Here is a 25947-nt window from a genome sequence, read left to right on the forward strand (position 1 = left end):
GTTTAGAGCAAGCTGCAAAGTCGTGTCGAGTACGGTGGCGCGCAGCGGAAAAGTCGCAGATAAACGGCTTGAGCCCAGGCTACTGGGTAGGAGGCTATAAGTTTTTCTGGGCAGGAGGTGGCTTGTCACATGGATTGGCAATCTCGGCGCCGCGGTGGTGTACAGGGCCTATAACCCGCAAACAAAAAAGCCTCGATTATCAGGTCGAGGCTTTTTGTTTGGAGCTTGGCAGGCAGCCCCTGCGGGGCCGCGCTAAAGTGCGTTCAGGCGAAGCAAGTGAGACGGGTTTGAACGCCACGATAGCAGCGCAGTTCGTCTTTCAATAGCCTGTTAAAGCAGGAGTCGCTGGCAGCATGGTGTTAGCAACTGATGGATTCGCTCTGTTTCCATGGCTAATGCTCAAGTACGCAGCCAAAAGCAAGGTCTGGGTGCGTGCCAGGGGCAGAATCAATTGCTATCTGCACCGGGACTGGCGCCGAATACTGTCGATCCAATGCAGTGGGCAGGACTCAGTGAATCAGGACCAGTCCAAACGATAGAAGAATCGCTCCGTGCAGGAGTTTTTCGAGAAGCTCGGGGTCCAGGTGGAGTTGTGGTTGCGAGTGTGCCATGAGGCGCTGCTGCCCTGCCGTGTATAAGGTTAATAAAAGTAAGTTGCTTGGCCCAGATAGGCTGTCGGAGCGGCGCCGATAGTGTCTGACAGTGGCGCGTAACTCCCTAGAGAGGCGCGAGATTATAGAGTTTTATTGCAGTGCGTCAATGGCCTAATCGTGAGAAATTTTAACCTGTATGGATATATGAGTTCAGGTGCTTTCAAGGGTTGGTATTGCAGGTGATTAAATGGAAGCTCTATCGATATCACATGATTATTTGTTATTAATTTCGGGTCTTTTGTTATCGATAGTGTAAATATTTGTTGCTTAAGCCTGCCTTAAGTAACCTGTTTGCAATATATTTTGGTGCAGTCGCTACACGCCCTCGGGGTTGCAACATCGGCACAGGATGCGATTTCATTCCAGGCGTCCCGTTGTCGGTTAACGGTGCAGATAGATGAATTTATTTTGGTTCTTTGTCGCAGTAGCAGGGACGGTTGAGAAATCACCTTGACCGAGGTCAATTTTTTGTCTGGGGGCGGGAATATACTGCTGCTATCTGGCCGTGCCAGGGGGGGCGTCATCAACCTGGCGAAGGTTGCGTAACTCCTGATTGAGCAGGAACCCTGCACCGCAGCGGGTACAGGGGAGTAGAGTGCCTGTGCAGCATCGCTGCCCTTAGCTCAGCGGTGCCCAGTAGCTTTCCCGCCACTCATCCTGCAGCTCGGGGGTGAGAAAGCTCCAGGCGATGAAGCGGCTGATTTTTTGTCCCTGCGCCATTTCGACAATACGTACCTGTGTCGCGCCGACCTGGCCCAATACTCGCTGGATACCCGCGAGGCTGGACTGCTTGGCCACCAGGGATGTAAACCAGTAACACTGCTCGCCGTAGGCTTTGCTTTCCTGCACCATGCGGCAAATAAAGCCTTCTTCACCCCCGTCACACCACAGCTCGTCTGCCTGGCCACCGAAATTCAGCTTGGGTGTTTTGGCTGGTGCCTGCTCCTTTTTAAGGCCGCGCCACTTGCGGTCGGATTCCGCATTCATGGCCGCTTCCGACGCATGGAAGGGCGGGTTGCACAGGGTGACGTCAAAGTGTTCGTTTGCTTTCCAGATGCCGTTAAAAATCTGGTTCTGTTGCTTCTGCAGGCGGGCGGTGATTTTCCCCGAGAGGCAGCGGTTCGAGCGCACGATACCCTGTACCGTGCCCACGGCGACCGGGTTGATGTCGGAGCCGACAAACTGCCAGCCGTATTCACGGTTGCCGATAATGGGATACACGCAGTTTGCACCAATGCCGACATCCAGTGCCTTCACCATGCGGCCGCGGGGGATCACGCCGTTATTTGACTCTGCCAGCAGATCGGCTAGGTAGTGCACATAATCGGCCCTGCCGGGGATTGGCGGGCACAGGAAGCCCGGCGGGATGTCCCAGAAGTCCACGCCGTAAAAATGACTCAGCAGGGCCTGGTTCAGCGCCTTCACGGCGCCTGGATCGGCGAAGTCGATGGACTCGTTGCCAAACCGGTTTAGCTGCACGAAGGGCGCCAATGCCGGGCTTGCCTTGGTTAGCACGGCAAAGTCATAGCGGCCCCGGTGCGGGTTGCGGCCATGCAGCTCGGCCTTGTGGGTGCGTACGGCATCAGTTTTTTTCATGGTATCGTCGGTGTGCTAATCAGTGAGCAAGGGAAGGCGGGCAGTATACCTGACCGGGCTTTATCGTGCCGAAGCACAGGCACTTTGAAACCAGGCTGGCACTTAATTGCGCGTGTAATGCGGTAAACTCTGGCCCATAGCTGCTCCCGTAGAGTGGGCGGAGTTGATAAGGCTGTACTCGAGGTCCCGATCCTTACTGTTGAAGGTATACAGCATCGCTGCCACAGTAATTTTTAATCAGGAATAACATGAGTGAGATGAAGCTCGGTGGAGCTTTCCGCGGTGAGCAAAGTCCACACGGCAGCGAGTCTATCACCTTTGTTCATATCCGGCGCAGGTTCGACTTTCGCTCCATCCAGATCGGGCGCTGGGTCACGCGGGACGAACAGGCGCGGGCGGCGGGGCTTTTCTACGGTGCGTTGGCAGATCTAATGGCCATTCTGCAGGGGCCAGAATTGCTCGTTTCACTGCGCGGCACCCTGTCACTGCAATACGGTATCGGTGGGCGCCCTGGCGTGGCGGCGCACTATGACCCGGCTCAGCGCTGCTTTGCACTGGCCAAGAACGCCGGCCCTGGCAGTATTGCCCATGAGTGGTTTCATGCCTTTGATCATTACCTGGGCGACAAGGCGTTCAGCGATGTGCCCGCCAGCATGTTTGCCTCCAAGGCCTGGTTGAGTGATGCCACCCCGGTGCCCCACCCGCTGAACGATTGCCTGTCGGAATGCTTTCGCTGCATCCTGCTGGATGAGTCGGGGGAGGGGCCGAGCGAGTTGTTTCGGGTATCGGCGCTGGAAGACAGGGTGCTGGGCACGGTTTATTACAGCCAGCCGGAAGAACTCTGTGCCCGGGCCTTCGAAGCCTTTGTACAGGACGCAGCCATTCGCAACAGTTTCCTGGTCAAGGGTACCCGGGCCTCGGCTGAGGCCAAGCGTGGCCTCTATCCCCAGGGCGAGCAGCGCGCACGCATCAATGCCGCCTTTGGCCGTTATTTCAGCCTGCTGGGGGCGGCGCTTCGACGCTAGGTCGTTAGTCTGAGTTGCTTGCTGCGCAGTCGTCGGCTGCAGGGTTTAAAATCGATCCTGCTGGCGGTATTGCAGCTCGCGCTTCAGGTCCTTGAGGGTACGCAGTTCATCCAGCACGCCGGGGATCTGCAGGCGCATCAGGCGGATGCGATCCAGCAGGCGGTCGAGGTTTTGCACCTGCTTGCGGCGGCTATCGGCGTAGAGGTGGTAGTGGATAAAGGCACGCTGGGGATCTGACTGGATGTAGTCGTTTTTTTCCAGCTGCACGCGTTGAATTTGTGCCTGCACCGACAGACACAGTGCCTCGAAGGCGGACTCCGGGATCTGCAGCGCATCGGTGGCGACGTGTTGCTGGTACAGTGCCAGCACCGCCATCATGTCGTTGTTGTCCCGTGCCTGCAGCAGCTCGGTCATCAGGGCTTCCTTGTGGGCCTGCTGTGCCGGGTCCTGTTCCCTGTCCGGGTGCAGTGCCTGGGCGGCGCGTCGGAACAGCTGCTTGAGCCATTTGTCGTCCAGCGGCGGGGCGCTACCTGCGCCTGTGTTGTCAGCTGGCTGGCTGTGCTGCTGTTCCGTTTCCTTTTCCCTTTCTTGAGAGGCGCCCTGCGTATCTTCCGGTTTTTCTTTCGAAGTGGCGCTGTCTTCAGCGGTTCCGTGTTGCGATGCGCCGTCGCCGTCTGAAATGTCGCTTTCAGTGTCGTCCGCACCCGGCCCAAGCGCCTGGGGCTGCGGGATATGGCTCGAGGTACCAAAGGTGTCCAGCTGGGTGCGCATGTACTGCTGGGCGATGGCGGCGGCGTCCTTGCGGTCGTACAGTGCCACCTGCTCCAGCAGTTCGTACAGCCAGGACTCCAGGGTTTCGCGGTGCCACTGGCGCAGGTTCTTGCGCTGTGAAAAGTCGATCAGGCGCAACAGCAGGGTTTTCAGCATCCGGTGGTTGTTCTTCAGCCGTGGCAGCACCTGTTTTACGTAGATATGGCCGAGCTCATCCAACTCGCGCACCAGCTTTTCGCGCTTTTTTTCTTCGCGCGCCAGGTTTTTGCGCAGCCGGTCAAAGCGCTGTTGCAGCGGCGACAGGGCGGTATCGGCGGCAGGCTGTTCGAGCAGTGTTTCAATATTCATGGCAGAAATAACGGCGCCCGGGTACACAGGGAAGGAGCCGTGGATTCTACAGGGCTATGGGCCGATCTGTGAAATTCGGGCACCGGTTCGGCCTAGTCGCCTGGTGCCGGTGTCCCCAGGGCGATCAGGTCGCGCAGCTGGGTGTCGGAAAGCTCGGTAATCCACTGCTCGCCGCTGGCCACGCTAAGGTCCGCCAGTTCCTTCTTGCTCTGGATCATGGCGTCGATCTTCTCTTCGAAGGTGTTTTCGGTGATCAGGCGGTGCACCAGCACGGCGCGCTGCTGGCCGATACGGTAGGCACGGTCCGTGGCCTGGGCTTCCACGGCCGGGTTCCACCACAGGTCATAGTGGATCACCTGGCTGGCGGCGGTAAGGTTCAGGCCTGTGCCGCCGGCCTTGAGCGACAGGATCATGGCGCGCACGCCGCGCTCGTTCTGAAACCGGTCCACCATCTCGTCACGCTGCTTGCGTGACAAGCCACCGTGCAGGAAAGGCACTTCCCAGCCGAACTGCCGGCGCAGACTGTCGACCAGAAGATCGCCCATGCCGGTGTACTGGGTGAAGATCAGCGCTTTTTCGCCGCAGCCATCCAGCTCGGTCATGATTTCCATAAAGGCCGCCAGCTTGCCAGAATCTTCCACCAGGGCCTGACCCTGGTTGAGGAACTGCGCCGGGCTGTTGCAGATTTGTTTCAGGGCATTGAGCAGCTTGAAGACGATGCCGCGGCGCTCGATGCCGTCACTGGCCTGCAGATCCGCCATCACCGTATCGACGGTGCTCTGGTACAGTGCCGCCTGCTCGGTGCTGAGGGTGCAGTAGCGGTTGCTTTCAATCTTGTCCGGCAGGTCACTGATGATCTGCCGGTCGCTTTTGAGCCGCCGCAGAATAAAGGGGCCGGTGATTTTTCGAAAGCGCTCCAGCCGGTCCTGGTCGCGGTCTTGCTCGATAGGGTTGGCAAACTCGGTTCGAAACTGTTTCTGGCTGCCCAGGTAGCCACGGTTGGTAAAATCGAACAGGCTCCAGTATTCCATCAGGCGGTTTTCCACCGGGGTGCCGCTCATGCCGATGCGGATATCCGCCCGCAGTTTCTTGATGGCTTTGGTCTGGGCACTGCCGGGATTCTTGATGTTCTGCGCCTCGTCGATCACCAGCGCGCGCCAGTTGGGCTTGCCAAGCTGTTTGCTGTCTGTGCGCACCAGGCCATAGCTGGTGAGAATGACGTCGTGTTCCGCCAACGCCAGGTTACGGCTGGCGCCGTGGTAGGTCTGCACGCGCAGGCCCGGGGCAAAGCGGGCGATCTCATGGCTCCAGTTGGTCAGCAGGGAGGTGGGCGCAACCACCAGTGCCTTGCCGTGCTCCAGTTGCCCGCTTTCCTTCAGGTGCAGCAGGGCGGCGATGACCTGCAGCGTTTTGCCCAGGCCCATATCGTCGGCAAGCAGCGCACCAAAGCCGCTGCGGCCATTTTGTACCAGCCATTCGTACCCCCGTAGCTGGTAGGGGCGCAGCGTTGCATTGAGCCCTGCGGGCAGGGGCGCGGGCTCCTGGCGCAACAGCTGATCAAACAGGGCCTTGGCACCGCCGCCGAGATCCACCTGGGTTTCGTCCAGCTCCCCGGCCAGGCCGGCCTTTAGCAGTTCGAAACGCGACAGCGACTCAGGCAGCGCATCCAGGCGCGACATCAATTGCTGCAGCTGGCTATCGTCGACCATCACGTACTGGTCCAGCAGCCGCACGATGCCACTGGAGCTGTGCAGCAGCTGGCGGAATTCGCTGATGGACACCCGCTGGTCGCCAATGGCGATCTGCCAGTCGAACTGCAGCAGCTGATCCAGGTTCAGATAGCTGACAGCGGCCTCGCTACCGCTGTCGGAGACAGACAGGCTGAGGCGCGGCTGGGCCAGATCGCGCAGCGCCTTGGGCAGGATCACCTGGATACCCAGCATGCGCAGTGCCGGCAGGGTCTGGCGAAAGACCGGGGTGAACGCTTCCAGGCTGAAGTCCAGTTCGGCGATACGGTCAGCGCTGCGATAGAGCTGCTCGACCTGGGGCAGGTAGTCCGCCAGTACCGCCAGATCCGCCAGCACCTGCATCTGCTGGATGCGGGACAGCCCGGGCGCTGCCAGCAGGGCATCCAGGCGTTGCAATTGCTTGCCTTGTTCGATGCGGATATCCACGCTCAGTCGGTCCAGCGGGCGCTCTTCCACCTGCAGGTAGAGCCGGTGGGGCCGTGCGCCCAGGGAGAGACGACTCAGCCAGTGGCGGATGACCCCGGGCGTTTCGGCGTTTTCAAAGCGCTCGAATCGCTGTGGCTGGGCGGCGAAAAACAACTGTTCGATGGGGGCGCAGGCAGCGGAGGGCGCTGCAGCGCCGTAGCCCCTGGCAATGAAATGTCCCAGCAGCAACTGCAGGGCGGCCTGAATCTGGGTCGGCGCGTCGGCGTGCAGCAGGAGTGCCTTGCGGCGTTGCTTGGGCCTGTCTTGCAGCAGCACCAGGTCCGGCGGGCAGAGCGCATGCAATGCGCTCATCAGCGCCTGCACCGGTTCGCTGTGGGTCGCGGCGCGCCAGTGTATCAGCGTCTCGCCGGTGCTGTTGTTCAGCACGGCCGGCACATAGGCACATTGTGCAGTCAGTTTTAGCGCCACGCGCAACAGCAGGCGCCAGAGCAGCAGCGGCTCGGACAGGTAGGGCTCAAGGCCCGGCGGCACGTCCCGCAGGCGCTGCAGCCAGGTATCCAGTGTTGCCTCGGGGCTGCTGTACGACTCATTGCTGACAAGCGTGTGCAGCAAGTGGCCGTTTTCGTCAATCACGAATGTCAGGTCGGGCACTTGATCGGCGCCCATCCAGGGTTGTGTCGGTTCGGCGTCAAAGCGTGCGGCTGCGCGGGCCGTGCGCTTGTACTGGCTGGCGAGGGTGGCGCGAAAGTCCTTCGGATAAAACAGCGGCTTTGCGGGCAGCAGCGTCAGAATCTTGTCCTGCAGCGGCGGTATCGCTGTCAGATCGATAGCGTCGAAGGCTTCATATCCGCTCGGCTGCCAGCCCTGAATGGCCGGCGCATCCGCCCAACTTTGCAGCACGCTTGGCAACGCCTCCAGGGTTTCCAGCCGCCCGCCTGCCTGGGCTTCCAGCGCTTTGGCAAGGTCGAGTCCGTGCAAGGTGAACACCAGGAAGGGGTTCTTGTCGATTTCATTGGCAATCAGGTAGATCACGGCGGCGATATGCTTGCACGGCATGGCCCAGTCCGGGCAGGAGCAGTTGGCCCGCATATCATGCCAGCGCCTGGGAAACAGTTGAATGTCGAGTGAGCGGGCGATATCCAGCACCGGGTGCGGCAATTGCCGGCTCAGCAGCCGGGACAGAATCGCGGGGTCGTCGCTGACCGCCGCTAATAGCTGCTGGCACTGTTCGGCACTGAATGCCGCGAGACTGATGGCGACTTTGTAGGGCGTGCGCCGGCTTCCCCGTATCCTGGCATCGATCCGATTGCCCTGGATTTCAATACGCAGCACCGAGCCATTGGCGGCATAGCGCCGTCCGCGGGGCAGGCGATTAGTATCATCAATGCCATTGAAGGCGCTGAGCCACTGCTCGCCCCACCATGTGTGGCCAAATGTCGCCATGCATGAACGCTCGATCGGTAAAAGCCGCCAAGGCTAAAACGAGCGGACCCGAAAAGCCAGTGTGTTTGTGCTGGCGTGCCTGTATGTCGAGTCGAATCAACAGAGCGCGGGCAAGGCGGTCCTTCGCCAGCGGGTTCAGTCGGCCCGCACAACGGCAGCTTCGGCCAGGGTTTTCAGGGACAGCTGCCAGGCCAGTACGAGACCCGCGAGGGCGCCCATGAGAATGCGCTGAAAGCTTGGGTGTCGAGTCGCTGTTTGCGTCGCAGATTGCAACGACTTTTGATACTGAGATTTTCTTAGCAATGAGTCCATGAGTTATATCAACAATATCAATTAGTTATGCAAAGGATAATATCGGCATGTTTTTTGACTGTCAGTTTGAGAACAGATATTCAGAGCATGCAGTGAGGAGATATTTGGATGAAAGCTGAAAAGCAAGGGGTGCACTGGGGGCTGGCACTGGTTTTGAGTGTGTTGTGCGCGCTGCCAGTCAGTGCCGATGAACAGTCAACTGCCGCCGTCACTCCACTGACTCTGGGGGTGGTACCACAGCAAAGCTCCCTCAAGCTGGCAAAGGCCTGGATGCCCCTGTTGCAAGAGGTATCACGTCGATCGGGCATCCCGCTTGTGTTTGCCACGGCGCCGGATATTCCGACGTACGAGAAAAGGCTGCATGAGGGGGCGTATGATCTCGCCTACATGAACCCCTACCACTACACTGTGTTCCACGATACCAATGGATACGAAGCGCTGGCTAAGGCTAAGGACGTACAGATTCACGGGATTTACGTGGTGCGTCGGGCGTCGACCATCACGGACCTGGCACAGCTTGCGGGGCTCGAGCTTGCCTACCCTGCGCCCGCCGCCTTTGCCGCCAGTGTGGTGACACAGGCCAATCTGGCAAAGGTCGCCACGCCTGGGAAGCAGGCCTATGTGTTATCCCATGATGCGGTTTATCGCGCCGTCGCTTCTGGGCGGTATGAGGCCGGTGGCGGAATACTGCGAACCTTTAGTGCTGTTGAACCGTCAGTGAGGGATCAGTTGAAAATCCTCTGGACGTCACCGGGTTACACACCTCACCCCATTGCAACGCACCCGAACATTGATGGGGATAAACGTCACCGGCTGCGACGGGCACTGATCAGCCTGGCGCAGGACCCCGCCGGACAGGCCTTGCTGGAGCCGCTGAAAATATCCGGATTCGAGGAAGCGAATGACGCGGACTGGGATGATGTGCGGGATCTGCATATCCACCGCCTGGATCCCTAACGGCAGTGTTTGGTGAGGCCGCGCAGGTGGCTTCAGGAGGGAGAAGGTGTCTTTCAGATTAAAAATCATCATCGGTATAGTGCTGATCCAGGCGTGTGTTTTTGCGCTGCTGGTCGGGCTCGCCATGTATTACCTTAACGCCTGGAGTCAGCAGGACCTGCGCTCGCGTGCGCGTGATACAAGTCAGATCTTTGCTACGATGGCGACCGATGCGGTCATTTCTACCGACCTGGCGACACTGACGGATATGGTAAACCAGATCAAGGTACTGCCCCAGATCGCTTACATTACCGTTTCAGACGCGCGGGGTTTGTTGGCCTCCTATACCGGCGATGCCGGTATCGCAACAGGGCAAGATACCGCCGTTGCCCCGGCGCTGAATGACGATGTGCTGGATATCCGGACCGATATACGTGCCGGGGCACTACAGTTTGGCGAAATACGATTGGGATACCATCGCCTCGGGATTTTACAGCGCTTGCAGGAAGCGGGGTTGTGGCTGGCGTTTATTGCCTTGGCTGGACTTATATTACTGGCGCTTGTCTCATGGTGGCTCGGGTGGCGGCTAACGCAGATGCTGGGGTGGTTGCAGCGGTATTCCGAGGATGTGGCAAATGGTGTGCAAACGGCCTCCATGAAGGTGACCGGCCAGGATGAGCTGGCAATGACCGCGAGGGCTTTCAACTCCATGCTGGCGTCGCTGGAAAGCAAGCAGCGCAAGCTGGCGGGCAAGATCGTTGAGGTGCAGTCGCTCAGTGATCTTAATGCGCAAAATGAACGTTACCTGCGCACGGTATTGGAATCGGTCTCCGACGGTATCATCACGATCGATGCAAACGGGTTGATTCACCTGATAAACCGGGCAGGAGAGCGTCTGTTCGGTTATGCCAAGAACGAACTGGTTGGACAGCATGTTGGTGTTTTGATATCCGGCCTGGAGCAGGGCTGGCATGAACAGTATATCGACGGTGACCTGAACACCGGGGCGTCCCCAATTTGCAGCACTGGCCAGCAGATGATGGGGCATCGGCCGGATAGTACGTTCTTTCCGGTTGACCTTTCTGCTTCAGCTCTGGATATCGAAGGGCAGCGATTCTGTGTTGTATTGATACGTGACCTTACCGCGAGCCGCGAGCTGGAAGCCGAGATACGTCGTTCCCACAAGATTAAGGCCATGATAACGGATGCAAGTCTGGATGCGCTGATCACGGTGGATGTCGATGGTGTGGTGGTTGAATACAACGGGGCTGCGGAGCGCCTTTTCGGCTGGCCGCGCTCGAGCATGCTGGGCCAGAGCATGGCGGAGCATATTATCCCTGAAGAGTTCAGGGACGCTCATTACAAGGGTATGGCGCACTTCCGCAAAAACGGCGCAGGGCCCCTGATCGGAGGCCGTGTGGAGGTCGAGGCGCTGTGTGAAAAGGGTACTCGGATTCCGGTAGAAATGTCGCTGGTCGCCACGGAGAGTGATGGGGTACGTCTTGTTACTGCCTTTTTGCGTGATATTCGAGCGCGCCAGCAGGCCGAGCGGCAATTGATTGATGCCAAGGAGGCGGCTGAAAATGCCTCCCTGGCAAAATCGCGCTTCCTGTCGCATATGAGTCACGAGATTCGTTCGCCACTAAACGCGGTGCTGGCAGCGGTGAGCATGCTGCTCGAAAGGGCGAACGATGCGGATCAGCAACGTCTGCTGCAAACGGCCCAAAGCAGTGGGGCGGCATTACTTTCGGTGATTAACGAAGTGCTCGATTTTTCCAAAATAGATGCCGGGTACATGAAAATCACTAACTCTGAGTCGCGTGTCGAAACACTGATTGGCGATGTGCTCTGTGCGGCACAGGGACACATGGGGAGCCAGGCTCCGGATCTTGTGTGTCATGTGATGCCGGCGGCGTCGGGCAAAGTGTTCATTGATCCGGCCAGGGTGCGCCAGGTCATTAATGTGCTTGTCGATAATGCGATTAAATTTACGTCTCAGGGTGTTATTGCCGTTATTGCCGAGCGAATCGAAGTTAATGGCCTGGAGCACCTCAAAATCAGTGTGAAAGACACCGGTGTCGGTATACCCGAAGAGCAGCAAAGTGCCATTTTCGAAGAGTTTGAACAGGTGGATGCGACTCGGGATACGGGATATGGTGGAACGGGGCTGGGGTTGACCATTGCGCGGCGGTTGGTGGAAATGATGGGGGGAACGCTCATCGTTGACAGCAAGCCAGGAGTGGGCAGCTGTTTTCATTTTTCTCTGCCTGCCGAGTTTTGTGATGCTGAGCAGGTTTGCATGCAAGCCTCAGAGGGGTTGGCGTTATGCATGTTGAGCACGAATGATGCCCTGCGCACAATGTTTGAACATAACCTGGCCAGTCTGAATATACCGTTTCGGGGGGGCGCCGGATTCGGTGCCTTGAGCCGCTGGGTTCAGGATATACCCCCTGCAATGATGGCTGACTGCTGTCTGGTGATCGACGAATCAGTGCTTGATGAGTTAAAGGCACCCGAATCCGTTTCCATACTGCAACGCTGGTGTGGAAGAGTGGGGGTGATGTGTCGTGTTCAGGAGACATTGCCTGGGATCCTGGACGCAGCTGTCCGGCTCACCAAGCCGATTAGCTGCACTGAACTATTCAATTTTATATGCGGCGAAGCTAAAGCTGAGGATGATTCCAGCCAGAGTGATCTCCTGTCGAGTGAGGATACAAGTCCTGGCCGAGTGCTACTGGTTGAAGACGTAGCTGCCAACCGCTGGATAGCGAAGATACTGCTGGAGAGCCGCGGATACGAAGTGACCGAGGCTGCTGATGGCCTGGAGGCGCTTGATCAGGCGGCCAGGGAGTCCTTTGACGTTATTTTGATGGATGTTCGCATGCCGCGTCTAAATGGTCTTGATGCTGTAATACGTCTGCGAGATGAGTCGGGACCTAATGCGAATACGCCTGTCATTGCGCTGACAGCGAATGCCGAGCGTTCAGAGATAGACAGGTGTTTGGCAGCTGGCATGAATGAGTTCATCAGCAAGCCCTACGATACCAGCAGGCTGCTGGAGCGGGTCGCTTATTTCTGTGAGCAACGATATAACAGTGAGGAATCCCCTGTATTGGAAAATACTGTTGCGACGGCTCCGTTGCTGCAAGTATCGGTGCTGGAACAGCTGGTTAAAGATACATCGGTTTCAGTTCTGCCAGGCATGCTGCAGATGTTTTGCGAGGAGATCGAGGGATGTATCCGAGAGATTCAAGAGGGCGTGACATCGCTTGACCAGAAGGCGCTCACTGAAAGTGCTCACACTCTGAAAAGCTGTGCCGGTACATTCGGCGCCTTCCGGCTTCAGAATGCTGCGCGAGAACTTGAGCGCTGTGGCAGAGCGTCGCCTGATCCGGAAAAACTGGAGGCCCTGGCCAAGGATTTGCTGGTGATTCTGGCTGATACTTTGCACGAGTATCAGGGCTTTTCCATGCAGCAGATGGGTTGCCAGGCGTGAATAACAGTGACAGGTTTTGGTGGAAAGTGCCGAGCCAGGTAATGATGCCGGATCCGGCATGGGAGGATACAGAGTGCAGGATAATAGTAATTCGATCAGGCCCCATATACTGCTGGTAGAAGACAGCAAATCCACCGCACTCGTCTACCGAAGCTATCTTGCCGCGGATTTTCAGGTGTCGCTGGCACATAGCCTGGCTGATGCCTCCAGGCTTCAGGCTGAAAGCCGTTTTGAGCTGCTGCTGGTCGATGTACGCCTGCCGGACGGTTCAGGGCTCGATATTCTCAGGGAGCTGAGGCTCGAAGATAGCCTGACGCCGGTTGTCCTGATGACCGCACATGGCTCTGTAGATATTGCCGTGGATGCCATGCGGCTCGGTGCCAGTGACTTCCTTACCAAGCCCTTTGAGCGAGCGCGTTTGCTGGTGACACTCCAGAATGCGCTCAAGGGACGTCGCCTGACCCAGATCGTCGATGAGTATGAGAAAAGTTGCACCCGTGATCATTTCCACGGCATGGTCGGAGCCTGTCTGCCCATGCAGAGTGTCTATCGCATCATTGAGAGCGCAGCGGGGAGCCGGGCAACAGTATTTATCAGCGGTGAAAGTGGCACAGGCAAGGAGCTCTGCGCCGAGGCGCTACATGCACAAAGCAAGCGGGCCGCAAAACCTTATGTTGCCTTGAACTGCGCAGCGATTCCACATGACTTGCTGGAAAGCGAGATTTTTGGCCATGTGAAGGGGGCCTTTACCGGTGCCAATGCCGCCCGTGAAGGGGCGGCAGCACGTGCTGCTGGAGGTACACTTTTTCTGGATGAAATTGGCGAAATGCCGCTGGATCTTCAAAGCAAGCTGTTGCGCTTTATTCAGTCAGGTGCTTTTACCCCGGTGGGGGGGAATACTGAGATTCAGACGGATCTGCGCTTTGTCTGCGCCACTAACCGTGATCCGCTGGAAGAGGTCCGCGCTGGCCGCTTCCGGGAAGATCTATATTACCGGCTGCATGTTATTCCGGTACAGATGCCGGCGTTGCGCGATCGGGGCCACGACTGCCTGTTGATCGCCAGGGCCATGCTCAAGGAATACAGTGCTGATGAACAGCGCGACTTTATTGGCTTTACGCCAGACGTCGAGGCGATATTCCAGAGTTACGATTGGCCTGGCAATGTACGTGAGCTCAGTAATGTTATTCGCAATATTGTGGTGTTGAACGATGCCCAGTGGGTTGAACCACAGATGTTGCCTACACCGCTGGACGGGGTCGTCGCCAGCGATATGCAGGTGTTTGCAGCCCATTCCGACACGGCTACGCCTGTCTCAGACTCCGGTGAGGAGCAGGCTGCCCCAGAGGCCACTGCAGGTCACTCGCAGCACTCCATTGAACCGCTTTGGTTGAGTGAAAAACGGATCATTGAACATGCCATTTCGCACTGCCAGGGCAACGTTCCGCGGGCGGCGGCCTTTCTCGAGATTAGTCCATCCACGATCTATCGTAAAAAACAGCAATGGGGTCGGCAGGAGGCAGAGAGCCTTGAATTGAATGCCTGAATCCAGGGTAAGTTTGCACATGGGATCCAGATAGCGTTGCAATTTGCGAAAGAACATTCTTAATGATAATTTTATTTTATAAGTTATTGTATTTATTGTGTAATTTAGTTGGCACAAATTTCGCTGAAGAAAGGTACGAACCCTACCGATTCTATAGCGAGGATACTCATCATGGTCGCCAGCAACCCGATTTTATCTTCCGCAAACGTGGCCTCGGCGGCTGAAAGCGAGCCGCCCGCTGCCCGCGATCACTTATCCAGTACCGAGTGCCTCCATATACTTGTGGTTGATGATAACCGGATGCAGCGCATGCTCGCCCGGGAGGCATTGCGTGCCAGCCTGCACGATGTCAGTGAGACGAGTAGTGGTGAAGGCGCATTGGCCTGGCTGGCGGATAACCGTTGTGATGCCGTACTTCTGGATGCGTGCATGCCCGGTCTAGATGGATTCGAGACCTGTCGTCACATTCGAGAGCTCCCGCAACTGCTGGGTTTGCCGGTGGTTATTGCCACGGGTCTGGAAGACGAAGGTTCGATTGAGCGTGCCTTTGCCTGTGGTGCCACAGATTACGTTATCAAACCGGTGAATTGGCAGTTGTTGCGTCGTCGGTTACCCCCGATGGTGGAAACGGGCCGGGCAGAACATGCAAGAATGGACGGGGGGCAGGCCACGAAGGTTTTGCTGGACGAGTCGCCCGACGCACTGTTGACGCTTGATGCAGAAGGTTGCATACGCGACTGTCGCGGTGCGCCGCTGTTACCTGAAAATGTCGGACGAGAGCTGAAAGTGGGCCGTTGTCTGTTTGATATCCTCCCCGGTGACGTGATGGCCGATGCGCTGGACGCCTGGCGCGAGGTGAGTTTGCATGGTGGCCGGCAAAGTTTTTTTCTGTCCGAGCATGACGCCAATGAGCCCTATGTGATTGAAGTGCGAATGCTACAGGGTGAAAACGGGCAGTACCTGTGCGTAATGCGTGATTGTACTAGCCACTATTTGGCAGAAAAACAGATATTGGCGCTGGCCTGTTTTGACGCTGTCACCGGGCTGGCCAATGCGACCAAGGTGCATGAAATCCTGGCGAACAGGGTGGCGCAGGATAAAGCAACTGACCGCTGTACCGGCGTTATCCGCTGTGTCATTGAAAACTACGGTACGCTGTCCCGGCGGCTGGGATTAGAAGGGATGCGCGCGCTTTCAGTGCAAGTGGCTCACCGGCTGCAGAACGTGCTTGAAGCGGAGTCAGAGTACGACATTTTGGCCGGCAGACTGTCAGACAGTGAGTTTGTTCTGCTGGTGTCCGGGCCCGGCGAGCTGCAGACACTGCAGCAGCTGGCGCTGCAGGTGTACAAGGCGCTGGTGGCGGGTTACAGCGTTGATGAAAGCTATTTTGTGCTGCAGTTTCGCATGGGCCTGGCCACGTCGGCGCAGGTGGCTAAAAACGCCGACATGCTGCTGAACGCAGCAGCCCAGGCCTGCAACGACAGGTCCGCGGGGGCTGACATTGATATAGGCTGCTACTCGGACCAGGTACATCAAAATGTGATGCAGCGTCATGAAATGGAGCGGGTGCTGCGACGGGACATTGCTGACAATAAACTCGAGCTGCATTATCAACCTAAATATACATTAGACAGCCTTGTGCTGGTCGGCATGGAGGCGCTGGCTCGCTGGCAACCGGCGGAGTTTGGGCCGGTGTCGCCTGGGCAGTTTATTCCCCTGGCGCAGGAGTGCGGGTTGTTAGAGCCATTGACGGACCGGGTAGTTGAGCGTGCGCTTGACCAGGCGCAAACCTGGCAAGAGCAAGGTATGGAGACAGTGCCGATTTCGATAAACTTGCCTGGCTGCTATCTGAACAGACCCGGCGTCGTCGACACGCTTATCGCGTCCATCAATAAACGTGGCCTTTCCCTTGGCTGGGTTGAGCTGGAGGTGACTGAAAACCTCATTATCGCTAGCAACAGCCAGGCTGCGGAAAACCTGGCGGCTTTCAAGCAGCAGGGGTTGCGTATTGCTATTGATGATTTTGGTACGGGGTATTCGTCCCTGAGTTACTTGCAGGATTTGCCAGTGCAGGTTCTCAAAATCGACATGAGTTTTATTCGACGGGTACATACTGATGAAGCATCAGCGGCTATTGCGCGCGCAATTATTAATGTTGGGCACGAGCTGGGGCTTGAGATCGTAGCCGAAGGCGTTGAGCATGAACAGCAACTCGAGTGTTTGCGGGCAATGCACTGCGATGTGGTACAGGGCTACTATACCGGCCGACCGGTACCACCGGAACAGTTCGAACCACTGTTTAGCCTTAGATCTAGCTGATTAGCAGCTTATACCTGTTGCGCTTGCGGTGTTAGAATTAATTTTTTCAGTGTGGCACAGCTCCGCTGTTTTATTTCCCTCCCTCCATCGAAATTTATTCATGGTGTTACTATTCACCTGGCTGGAAAATAGGTTCCCTCCCTATTTGCCAGTTATGTGCAGGAAGTACCGTATGCCGCGTACGCATGGATGCGTATAGGCGGTCACTCTGCACTTTTCACCCTTCAAAAATGGGTGAAATTACGTTTACGTGCTGGGTTCTCTCGGGTGAAGGGATGGGATTCGCATTGGTCTGCGGCTAATGATGAAACATGCCTGTTTCATATCAACCCGGCAGTTTAATAATGGGTTTAAATTTTCGCAAATTGCATGTGGATTCTTTTTTCGCACCTGCATATGAGATTTTCATCCAGATGTCGATTGCGTTACGAATAGTTGCTGTTAAAACTCAAGTGTATTTTCATCTAAGGCATTGTAAATAAGAGAAATAAAATTAATTTTTTGATTTATGAGTCATTGGCACATCATGTGCAGTAACTTAGATGTAAATAGAAAAGCCAAGCTGGATTTCAGCTAACAATTCTTATTTAAAATACTAAGGAAATTCTCATGAAATCAGAAATCAAAAAAAACGCACAGACTAAAAAGCAGGGCGGTTTTGTGATGACCACCGAGTTGGTACTGTTGGTGACCGTTATGGTCATGGGGATGGTCATTGGCCTGGTCACAATGCGTGATGCGGTCACGGCCGAAATGGAAGATGTGGCTGAAGCGATTGGTGCACTGGATCAGTCTTATGCTTTCCAGGGTATCGTCAACGCAGAAAACACGGCGGCGGTAGACGGCTCCATCTTCGTGGATGCTGTCGATAGCGTTGCAGGTGATACAGAGGTATTTGAGTTCGTTACACAGGACTTTGTTGAAGGTCGTGCCGCTCTGGGCGCTGCAAGCCCGGGTGCCGCTTCAGCGGATGCCGCCGGTACCGTAACGCCGTAATTGCCTGAAGCACAGAGGCCCTGCCTGGTTCCGGGCAGGGCCTGGATTTGATACACGCCGGGTGGGTTCTGAGCTGAGTGCTTTGATGCAAGAGCACTCAGCTCAGAATGCTAGCCTCAACCGCGATGGAGGTCAGACATGAAACGCAAACTAACAGGCAGTGCCACGGCGGCGGTCATGGTGTTCGTAGTGTCAACCGCGCTGGCCGGTGTGCTGGGTGTACGGCAGGTGGAGCGACTGTCAACGCAGATGGCCTGGGTCGCCAGTGGTGACTTAACGCCGGGCCAGACGATCAGCCGCGACATGCTGGCGCAACGACGCATCAGCAATGATCTGGTCGGGATTGACAATCCTGGCGAGGTACTGGGAAAACTGTTGCTTAGGGCAAAAAAGGACGGTGATCGTTTTCAGGCTGCGGACCTGCAGGCGCCGCCCCGAAGCTGGCTTTCGCAGCAGGTTCCGGTCGGTCGCGTGCTGTATACTCTGTCACCGCGTCGAGGCACTATTCCGCATTCTCAGCTGCGTAGCGGCGATGTGTTTGATGTGCTGGCCAGCGGCTCGTCCGGCGTTCGTACAGTGGCACGCGATGTGCGGCTCATCGGCACCCTTTCGCCCAAAGCCCAGACGCCTGCACCCACGGATGGAGCCTTCGCAGCTCTGGCTCAGTCGACGCGTTCTGCCAGAACTGTGGATACCCGCGCTTCGCTGGTAGTGGCCGTAGCCCCGCAGGATGTATATCCGCTGGCGAGTATCAGCGAACGGGAAAAGGTCTCGCTGGTCCTGCACGGTTCCAACGCCGCTGCACTCGACTCGCCGCTGTCGATCAGCCCACAGCCAACGCATCGCCAGGTGGAGATTGTGAATGGCCTGAGCCGAAAAACGGTGCACGTCCGGCTTTAAGAATTGTTCCTGCCAGGCATCGTATTATTAACCTGGCTGGAAAATAGGTTCCCTCCCTATTTGCCAGTCGCCCCACACTTTTCACCCTTCAAGTATGGGCGCATGTACGTGGACCTGCTGGATTCTCTCGGGTGAAGGGATGGGGTTCACATTGGGCCTTCTTGTTCAATGGAAGGCCCAATGATGAAACATCCCTTTTTCATGTATTAACCCGCCGGGTTAATAACCTGGCTGGCAAATAGGTTTCCTCCCTATTTGCCTGTCGCCCCACACCTTTCACCCTTCAAGAATGGGCGCACGTACGTGTACGTGCTGGATTTCCCCGGTGAAGAATGGTGGTCGCGTTGGCCTGCGGCCAATGATGAAGTATCTTTTTTATGTATTAACCCGGGTTAACAAACAGTGACTTGGCTGTTCAGGGTGTGTCTATTTCATCCTGGTTTGCCACTGGCTATCCGGGAAATAATCTTCATTATAGCTATCTATCCCTCCAAAAAACGGCCTGATGGCCGTTTTTCAATGGTTGTGTACGTTGTTGATTCGCAGGTTTCTACTGCGCCACCGAACGGTTTGCAATTTGCGAAAAATATTGCCGATTTGCAAATGTTACTATTTTTATACCCATGAATATTTTTTGGTATTTGTAACTTATTGTAATGGTTGGGCTAATTTTCAATCTGATTCCATCATTGTGTTGGCATGGGATGTGCTGTGTTTATATCAGTGCACTTCGATAGCTGACGGCCATTAGGCCTGTAATCTGAAGCAAAGTATCCATTCAGTATTAATCAGTAATGGCTTTGGATAGAAAGTGCTGCATTGAACCCGAAATAATTAGCGATTGGGGCACAGCAATGAAATATAAAAAGGCATTTATTCTGGTACTGATGCTCACGGTGACGGGCTGCAGCAGTTTGGTCAGTCACCCAAGGTTCCATGCACAACCGGCGCCCGATAATTATCATCGCAGTCAGTCGATAGCAACCGGTTATCGGAACAGTGACTGGATCCGTGATTATTTGTCGTCCTGTTCCTCTTCATATTCTTTTTATACAGCAGACAGCAATAACTGTGGATTCGATACATCAGGTTATCCCTGGGGGCAGGGGGAGACAATCGCCCGGGAAACATTTCTGTTTGACACCGCGTCGGCCACGACAGGGCTAAATGTCCCGTCAGGCTTTCTCGATGGTACCAATGCGCACGGGCGCCTCGAACTGCTGGCTCAGCGCATGAAGCAATCTGGCGCCTGTAGCTGGCTCAACGTGGTCGGTCATGCGGATAGTCGCGGGTTCGCCCGTTATAACCAGCTCCTGTCTGAAGAGCGTGCCCGTAGTGTTGCCGACTACCTGCTGAGGCTGGGGGTAACTGCGCATCGCATTCGCAGTCACGGTGTGGGTGAAACGCAACCGGCAGGCAGTAATGCGACCGAGTCGGGGCGGGCGGTTAACCGGCGGGTAGATGTCCAGCTCTATGCGCAGAACGCGACCTGTGCGTTGCCGTCGCGGTGAAGAGTCTGGCTGCGGCCTTCAATAGCTTGCCGCAACCCATTGTCAAATCATCAAAATTATAAGGTGGATGCAAGGATGTTGAATATTATACGCAATCTCGCCATCGTAATACCCGTACTGGGCTGGGCATTCTCCAGCGCACTCTATGCCGATCAGGGGCTGCTGGCCGTAGAAACAGCCAATGGTCGGCAATCGTCGACGACGCGTGAGCTGGTTCAGTGGACGCACGCGCGCCTGATCTTTAACAAGGACCTGGAGCGGGTCGCTGTTGGGCAGGATAAAACGCTGGAGGTCGAAATTCTTGGTGGTAATGAATTGTTGGCCCTGGCCAAGCAGGTGGGCCGCACCAGCCTGATTGTCTGGTATGTGGACAACACCAGTGAAACCTTTCTGTTCAGTGTCAGTGAGGATCTGTCTGTTCTGCGGCGCGCACTGCGCGATATCCATCCCAATATCGTGATTCAAACCGCCCCTGATCGGCCGGCACTGGTATTACGAGGTCAGGTGCCGACGGTTAAATACCGTGTGGCGGCCGAGGCAGTGGCGCGCAATTACCTCAACGCGGGGCAGCAGGGCGGTGCTGCATCGGCAGATGCCATGTTATTGCGAAGCGTTGCCGGGACGGCAAGCATGCCGACGCCAGTCGATAATCACTTGCGGGTTGGCAACCCGGTGGCCTCGAATACGCTTTCCTCCGCCGTGATCAACCTGATCCAGGTGGATGAATTACCTCGCAGTACCACGAAGAAAATTCAGGACGCCATCAAAAGCCTGGGCGGTGGCGATGTCCGCGTGCGACGCATGGTACGCGGCGATGTTGAAGATGATCGCTACGATACCCTGGTCCTGGAAGGCGAAGTACGGGACCAGGTGAGTCTGACCCGGATCCTGAACGTCGCTTCACGGTTGTTTGTTGGCTTCGATGCTGCCATTGATCCGGCGAATGCAGTGGCGGCCATTGCAGATGAGTCGGGGGCGCTACTGAACGGTCGCAGCAAGCAGGGCTTGTCCGGCGGAAATTTCGGTGGTGCGAGCAGCACCGGTGCGTTGACGAATGATATCGACGCAAATATCGCCCGCTCGAAGCTGTTGTCTGTCTCCGGGGGCCGCATCCTGTCAATGATCAGTGTACGTGATGTGCCCCTGGTGCGCGTCTCTGTGCAAATGCATGAAATCAATCGCAGTCGCATGAAAAGCTGGCGACCGGACATGAGCCTGGTGACGAACGGTTACAGCTCCGATGGACTCTTTGGTCTGGGTGGACAGTCCTCCCGTGGGGCGGGTAGCTCAACCGTGGAAAATGCCTTGCAGATACTCGGCGGCACCCTGACCAACAACTTGCAGATCGGCACCACGGACCTGGCATTTGACCTGCTGTTTTCCCTGATGGAGGACGAAGGCATTTCCCGTACCCTGTCTCGCCCGACAATGACGGTGCTGGCGGGCGAACCGGCGGTATTTCAGGTGGGTGGCGAGGTTCCGGTACCCACTGCCTTTGCCCCTGCAGGGCTATCCGGCGATGATGAAGTGGGTACCAACACATCGGGCGTGTTCAGCGGGACCGAGTTCAAGCCGTTCGGGGTGCAGCTCAAGGTGCGGGCAATGGTGGATGAGAACGACCGCATTACACTGGATCTGGCGCCCACCATTTCCACGCCCGATACACAGCTTACCCGGCAGATAGCCGGCAGTACGGGCAGTGATCTGAATACATCCGCGTTTAATGTACGCAGTCTTGAAACCTCTACCCGCCTGAGGGACGGGCAACCGCTGGTGCTCGGCGGTCTTGTTTCCAGGGATCTGAGTTCGCAGGAAAACTATACCCCTGGACTGCACAATATGCCGGTCATTGGCTGGTTCGCCGAGTCCAGCGGCAAGTCCGATGTTGACAGCGAGCTGGTCATCATCGTGACGCCAACCATTGTGCGCGAGCCGATGAATGACACGGCACTATGGCAATTTCCTGCGCCCCTGACCCTGCTTGACTGGGCGGTGGGTACTGTCGTGAGTACTGCGCAGCAAGAAGCTGAAGCCGCGCCGGGCCTTGTCGCCGATCAACCAAAAGGAGTTCAGTGATGATGCCTTCAGCCTTTAAGCGTATATCCGTTAGCCTGCTGGTGCTCGTTCTGCTGGGCGGTTGTGCCAGTGACATGGATCGGCGCCGCAGCGAGCAGCCGGATCCCAACGTTCGCCTGGACCAGATGCTCGGGCTCTATCACCAGTCGGTGGCGTCCGGCAGCGCCTGTGCAGAAATCTGGCACGCAGACAGTGGAACGATCGACTGCGAGCGGATTCTGCGTGAAGTCGAGCGCTTGCAGGTCGAATTTCCCTGGCACGAACGCATCACCATGAGCAATGCGGTGATGAACTACCAGACTGGGCGTGCCGACAAGGCGCAGTTTCTGCTTGATCAATTGCTGGCCCGGCGTGGCTCCCGCCCTGAGGCTGCCATATTGCGCGCCAGAATCGCAATGGAAGAGGGCAACAGCCGTCTGGCACGAGAGCTGCTCTTGCGCGAGATTCAGCTTTCACCCACCTATGCAGAGCTGCGCGAAGCGCTGGCTGCTGCGGCCTACCTGGACGGTGAGTATGACGATGCCGAGAGTGCACTGGCCATTGCCGGTCGTTTGGGGGCTCCGCAATGGCGTCTGGACTATCACCGGGGGCTGTTGAAGGAGTCGCGCGGCCACTGGCAGCAGGCATGCCGCTTGTATCGGTCGGCGCTGGGGCTCAAGCCTGACTTCAAGGCGGCGATGGGACGGCTGATCGATCTTTCTCAGCAGCCGGCCTGCGTGCAGCTGGGTAGGCTGCCGATTGTGCCACGCAAGCGCGTGCATTGAGGAGGCTTCGCATGAACGTTATGAATCGGGCGGTTCAGTCCGGCACAAACGAGGATTATTTCCGGCGCATTCGGCGTCTGCTGCACCGGCGTTTGATTGACTCGGTGGAAGAAGAAGGCAATGCCCTGCCCGATAGCAGCGATGCCATTCGCAAGCGGGTCGCGGGGTTGCTGGACGAGTTCCAGTATGAGTCGGGGGTGAGCATCGATGCATCCCAGGGACAGCAGATAGCGCATGAGATTATTCAGGAGCTCGGCGGGATGGGGCCGCTGGCCCCGCTGATGCTGGACAGCGAACTTTCGGACATTCTTGTCAACGGGCCCGATGAGGTCTGGGTTGATCGACAGGGACGGTTGGAGCTGACCCCCGTACGTTTTGATGACGAAGCGCATCTGCGTCGCTTTGTGGATCGCCTGGTGTCGGCACAGGGCCGGCATCTGGACGCCGGCTCCCCCATGGTTGATGCCAGGCTGAGTGATGGCAGTCGTCTGCACGCGGTAATTCCGCCGCTCTGTGGTCGCGGCACGGTGGTGTCTATCCGGCGCTTTCGGGTTGAAACGACGACGCGCGACGAACTGCTGCAGCAGGGCTTTATCAGTGAGCCGATGCTGGAGCTGCTGAGCCTGGCGGTGCGGGGAGGGCTCAATATTGTGATTGCCGGCGGGGCGGCGGCCGGCAAGACGACGCTGCTGAACCTGCTGTCACGCTTTATTCCGCAGAATGAACGAGTGGTGACCGTCGAGGAAACCGCCGAACTGCAGCTTGAGCATGGGCATGTCATTTCCCTTGAGGCCAAACCTGGCAACCTGGAAGGCAGTGGCGGTATCGGATTGCGCGAACTGGTGCGCACAGCGCTGAGAATGCGTGCTGATCGCATTATTGTGGGTGAGGTGCGAGGTTGCGAAGTGTTTGACATGCTGCAGGCCATGAACGTGGGGCACGATGGCAGCCTGACCACCGTGCATGCCAACAGCCCGGGCGATGTGTTGCGCCGTCTGGAAGCGCTGGCGCTGATGGGCGACACGGGGCTGCCGAGGGAGTCGGTCAGGGACATGATCGGCTCGGCGATACAGGTGGTGGTGCAACTGGTGCGTTTCCGTGATGGCAGTCGTCGCGTGGCGAGCGTGTCCGAGGTGATCAGCGAGGAGGGGCAGCTGTCGGTTAGGGAACTGTACCGTTTCAAACCCGATGTGGTGCCGCAGGCCCCTGACGAGGAGCACGCCTTTACGGCCGGGCAGCATCAGGCCACCGGTGCCCCCGTGAGCTTTCTCGCACGACTGCAGTTGCGCGGGTTCGATACGTCATCCTTCATCCGCTCGGCGGCCGAGGCCGGTGATGCCGGCACGCAGGTGCCTCATGACTGAAGGTGTCTTGCTGCTGCTCCTGCTGGGAGTCATGTTGTGCTGCGGTATCTGGCTTATGGTGCAGCGTCGCCGGGTTTTGGTCGCAGTGCCGTTGTCAGATTCGGTGAGCGAGGACCCGGCGAAACGTCGGCGGCTGGCGGATCAGTTGCGCATCCTGCAATTGAATGTCGAGCCGCTGGTCTTTGTGGCTGGCATTGGCATGCTCAGCGTACTGGTGTTTCTGGTTTTCCTGGAGATTTTTCCTGCCTCCGTGGCGTTTGCGGCGCTGGCGGGGTTCTGTGTCCTGCCACTGGCTTTTTATATCCTTGTGGATTTGGTGGCCTGGCGCGCGCGGGCCTTTGAGGCCAGCCTGACAGATGCACTGGACCTGATTCAGGCGGCGTTGCAGGGTGGGGAACCGCCGCGCAGAGCCCTGCTGGTGGCCGCCAGGGCGAGCCGCGGAGCAGTACGCGAGGAACTGCAGGAACTGACACGACGGCTGGATTACGGCCTACCCATCGACAGTGCCTGTGCACGCATGGTGACGCTCTATGACACTGAAGGCGTACGCCTGTTTACGCAGGTGCTGATCGCCAAATGGCAGTCCGAAGCCAGTTTTGGCGGTCTGCTTGGCGCGGTCAGCGGCATTTTGCGCGAGCGGATAAAAAGACGCTTGCTGATCAGCGGACAGCTGTCGGGTACCCGCCTTGCGGCCGTTTTTGCGGCGGTCCTGCCGTATCTGCTGATACCTGTCTTTCTATGGAAAGAGCCGGATTGGCTGGCGCGCCTGACAGAGCACGCCATTGGACCGCAGCTGTTGTTTGCAGCGGTACTCTGTCAGGTGGCCGGTTTCCTCTGGCTGCGCCGGCTGCTAAGGAGTGACCCATGATGACTGCCTGGTGGCTTGACCTGGTACTGGGTACAGCATTGCTGCTGTTTGTGTGGGCGCTGTTCATGCTCAGTCGCGACAGCGCGACGCCCCTTGACATGTCGCCTGACGCGCAGGGTGGTTTTAGGCTGCATCCCACAAAACTGGTTCGCCAGGCCGGCATCATGCCGCAGCGTTTGCTGTTTCTTTACTGGCCGATCAAGTTGTTGCTCGGTGCTCTGTTGCCGCTGCTGTTGCTTGAGTGGCGGGGAGCAGAATGGCCGGTCTGGATACTGGCAGGTCCGGCTCTGGCGGGTTTCTTTGTACCTGAGCTGTGGTTGCTGCAGCGCCGGGCGCAGCGGCGGCGGCGGATTAGTGACTCACTGAGCTTTCTGATAGACCTGATCGTGGCCTACCTGAAGGCCGGTCATAACCTGTCCCAGGCGTTTGCGCTGGCGGCCCGGTACGGTTTAACCCCGCGCAACCCGCTGGCCAGGGAGGCGCTGCTGCTGGCTCGAGAGCTGGAGGCGGGACGTGATCGCGAGGCGGCGTTTTCCGCGCTGGCTACCCGCACCGGTGTCGATGACCTGCATCGTCTGGCCGCAGTAATGAATGTCGGGTTTAAAGTGGGTTCGCCAGTCGCTCGCACGCTGGCATCACAGGCCGACATGCTGCGTGCCAAGCAGGTACAACGCAGCACCGAACTGATCAATCGAAAAAGCTTGGAGGCGCTGTTTCCCATGCTGCTGGTGTGTCTGCCGATGTTTTTGGTGCTGGTAATCTTTCCGGCAGCCATTCAGTTCTACCAGATGTTCCAGTGGATCAAGGTGTTGTTATGACCCGGGCATGTGCGGGGGACGCGGCAACGAA

16 protein-coding genes are annotated in these 25947 nt (G+C 57.2%); 13 read left to right on the forward strand and 3 right to left on the reverse strand.

Annotation, left to right across the window (positions count from 1 at the left end; translation table 11 throughout):
• Window positions 1-1271 precede the first annotated feature (1271 nt).
• Window positions 1272-2249, reverse strand: coding sequence for a 23S rRNA (adenine(1618)-N(6))-methyltransferase RlmF (rlmF, locus tag KDW95_RS23015; protein WP_255854087.1), 978 nt, complete (start codon window positions 2247-2249; stop codon window positions 1272-1274).
• Between the two features lie 257 nt (window positions 2250-2506).
• Here rlmF and KDW95_RS23020 point away from each other — a divergent pair, with 257 nt between their 5' ends.
• Window positions 2507-3274, forward strand: a complete 768-nt coding sequence (locus tag KDW95_RS23020) for a CLCA_X family protein (protein ID WP_255856561.1) — start codon at window positions 2507-2509, stop codon at window positions 3272-3274.
• Window positions 3275-3319: 45 nt separating this feature from the next.
• Here KDW95_RS23020 and KDW95_RS23025 read toward each other — a convergent pair whose 3' ends face one another.
• A complete protein-coding gene (locus KDW95_RS23025) occupies window positions 3320-4393 on the reverse strand; it encodes a hypothetical protein (RefSeq protein ID WP_255854088.1) in 1074 nt (357 codons plus the stop codon).
• Between the two features lie 92 nt (window positions 4394-4485).
• Complete coding sequence (locus tag KDW95_RS23030; RefSeq protein ID WP_255854089.1) at window positions 4486-8010, reverse strand: DEAD/DEAH box helicase; 3525 nt, start codon at window positions 8008-8010, stop codon at window positions 4486-4488.
• A gap of 420 nt (window positions 8011-8430) precedes the next feature.
• On the opposite strand from KDW95_RS23030, the gene KDW95_RS23035 reads away from it, so the two are divergent.
• From KDW95_RS23035 to KDW95_RS23090, 12 genes are all read left to right on the forward strand, one after another.
• Entirely contained in the window at window positions 8431-9279 is an 849-nt protein-coding gene (locus KDW95_RS23035) for a phosphate/phosphite/phosphonate ABC transporter substrate-binding protein (RefSeq protein WP_255854090.1), read from the forward strand.
• A gap of 46 nt (window positions 9280-9325) precedes the next feature.
• Window positions 9326-12754 (forward strand): PAS domain S-box protein, encoded by a 3429-nt coding sequence (locus KDW95_RS23040; protein WP_255854091.1) that lies wholly within the window; start codon window positions 9326-9328, stop codon window positions 12752-12754.
• 19 nt (window positions 12755-12773) lie between these two features.
• Window positions 12774-14300 (forward strand): sigma-54-dependent transcriptional regulator, encoded by a 1527-nt coding sequence (locus KDW95_RS23045; RefSeq protein ID WP_255854092.1) that lies wholly within the window; start codon window positions 12774-12776, stop codon window positions 14298-14300.
• A 171-nt stretch (window positions 14301-14471) separates the two neighbouring features.
• Complete coding sequence (locus tag KDW95_RS23050; RefSeq protein WP_255854093.1) at window positions 14472-16619, forward strand: putative bifunctional diguanylate cyclase/phosphodiesterase; 2148 nt, start codon at window positions 14472-14474, stop codon at window positions 16617-16619.
• Between the two features lie 609 nt (window positions 16620-17228).
• Window positions 17229-17615: a hypothetical protein gene (locus tag KDW95_RS23055; protein ID WP_255854094.1), complete on the forward strand. Its 387-nt coding sequence runs from the start codon at window positions 17229-17231 to the stop codon at window positions 17613-17615.
• A gap of 138 nt (window positions 17616-17753) precedes the next feature.
• A complete protein-coding gene (locus tag KDW95_RS23060; protein ID WP_255854095.1) occupies window positions 17754-18515 on the forward strand; it encodes an SAF domain-containing protein in 762 nt (253 codons plus the stop codon).
• A gap of 854 nt (window positions 18516-19369) precedes the next feature.
• Window positions 19370-20026, forward strand: coding sequence for an OmpA family protein (locus KDW95_RS23065; RefSeq protein WP_255854096.1), 657 nt, complete (start codon window positions 19370-19372; stop codon window positions 20024-20026).
• 75 nt (window positions 20027-20101) lie between these two features.
• On the forward strand, window positions 20102-22102 hold the full coding sequence (locus KDW95_RS23070) for a pilus assembly protein N-terminal domain-containing protein (protein ID WP_255854097.1): 2001 nt from the start codon (window positions 20102-20104) through the stop codon (window positions 22100-22102).
• A 2-nt stretch (window positions 22103-22104) separates the two neighbouring features.
• The gene (locus tag KDW95_RS23075) at window positions 22105-22866 is read left to right on the forward strand and encodes a tetratricopeptide repeat protein (RefSeq protein ID WP_255854098.1); all 762 of its coding nucleotides are present in this window, start codon (window positions 22105-22107) and stop codon (window positions 22864-22866) included.
• 11 nt (window positions 22867-22877) lie between these two features.
• The gene (locus tag KDW95_RS23080; RefSeq protein ID WP_255854099.1) at window positions 22878-24230 is read left to right on the forward strand and encodes a CpaF family protein; all 1353 of its coding nucleotides are present in this window, start codon (window positions 22878-22880) and stop codon (window positions 24228-24230) included.
• The gene (locus KDW95_RS23085) at window positions 24223-25098 is read left to right on the forward strand and encodes a type II secretion system F family protein (RefSeq protein ID WP_255854100.1); all 876 of its coding nucleotides are present in this window, start codon (window positions 24223-24225) and stop codon (window positions 25096-25098) included. The genes KDW95_RS23080 and KDW95_RS23085 overlap by 8 nt, the downstream gene beginning before the upstream one ends.
• Window positions 25095-25916 (forward strand): type II secretion system F family protein, encoded by an 822-nt coding sequence (locus KDW95_RS23090; protein ID WP_255854101.1) that lies wholly within the window; start codon window positions 25095-25097, stop codon window positions 25914-25916. Before KDW95_RS23085 ends, KDW95_RS23090 begins: the two co-directional genes overlap by 4 nt.
• Window positions 25917-25947: the final 31 nt, after the last annotated feature.

It is taken from the genome of Marinobacterium rhizophilum, assembly GCF_024397915.1.
Classification (GTDB): domain Bacteria; phylum Pseudomonadota; class Gammaproteobacteria; order Pseudomonadales; family Balneatricaceae; genus Marinobacterium_A; species Marinobacterium_A rhizophilum_A.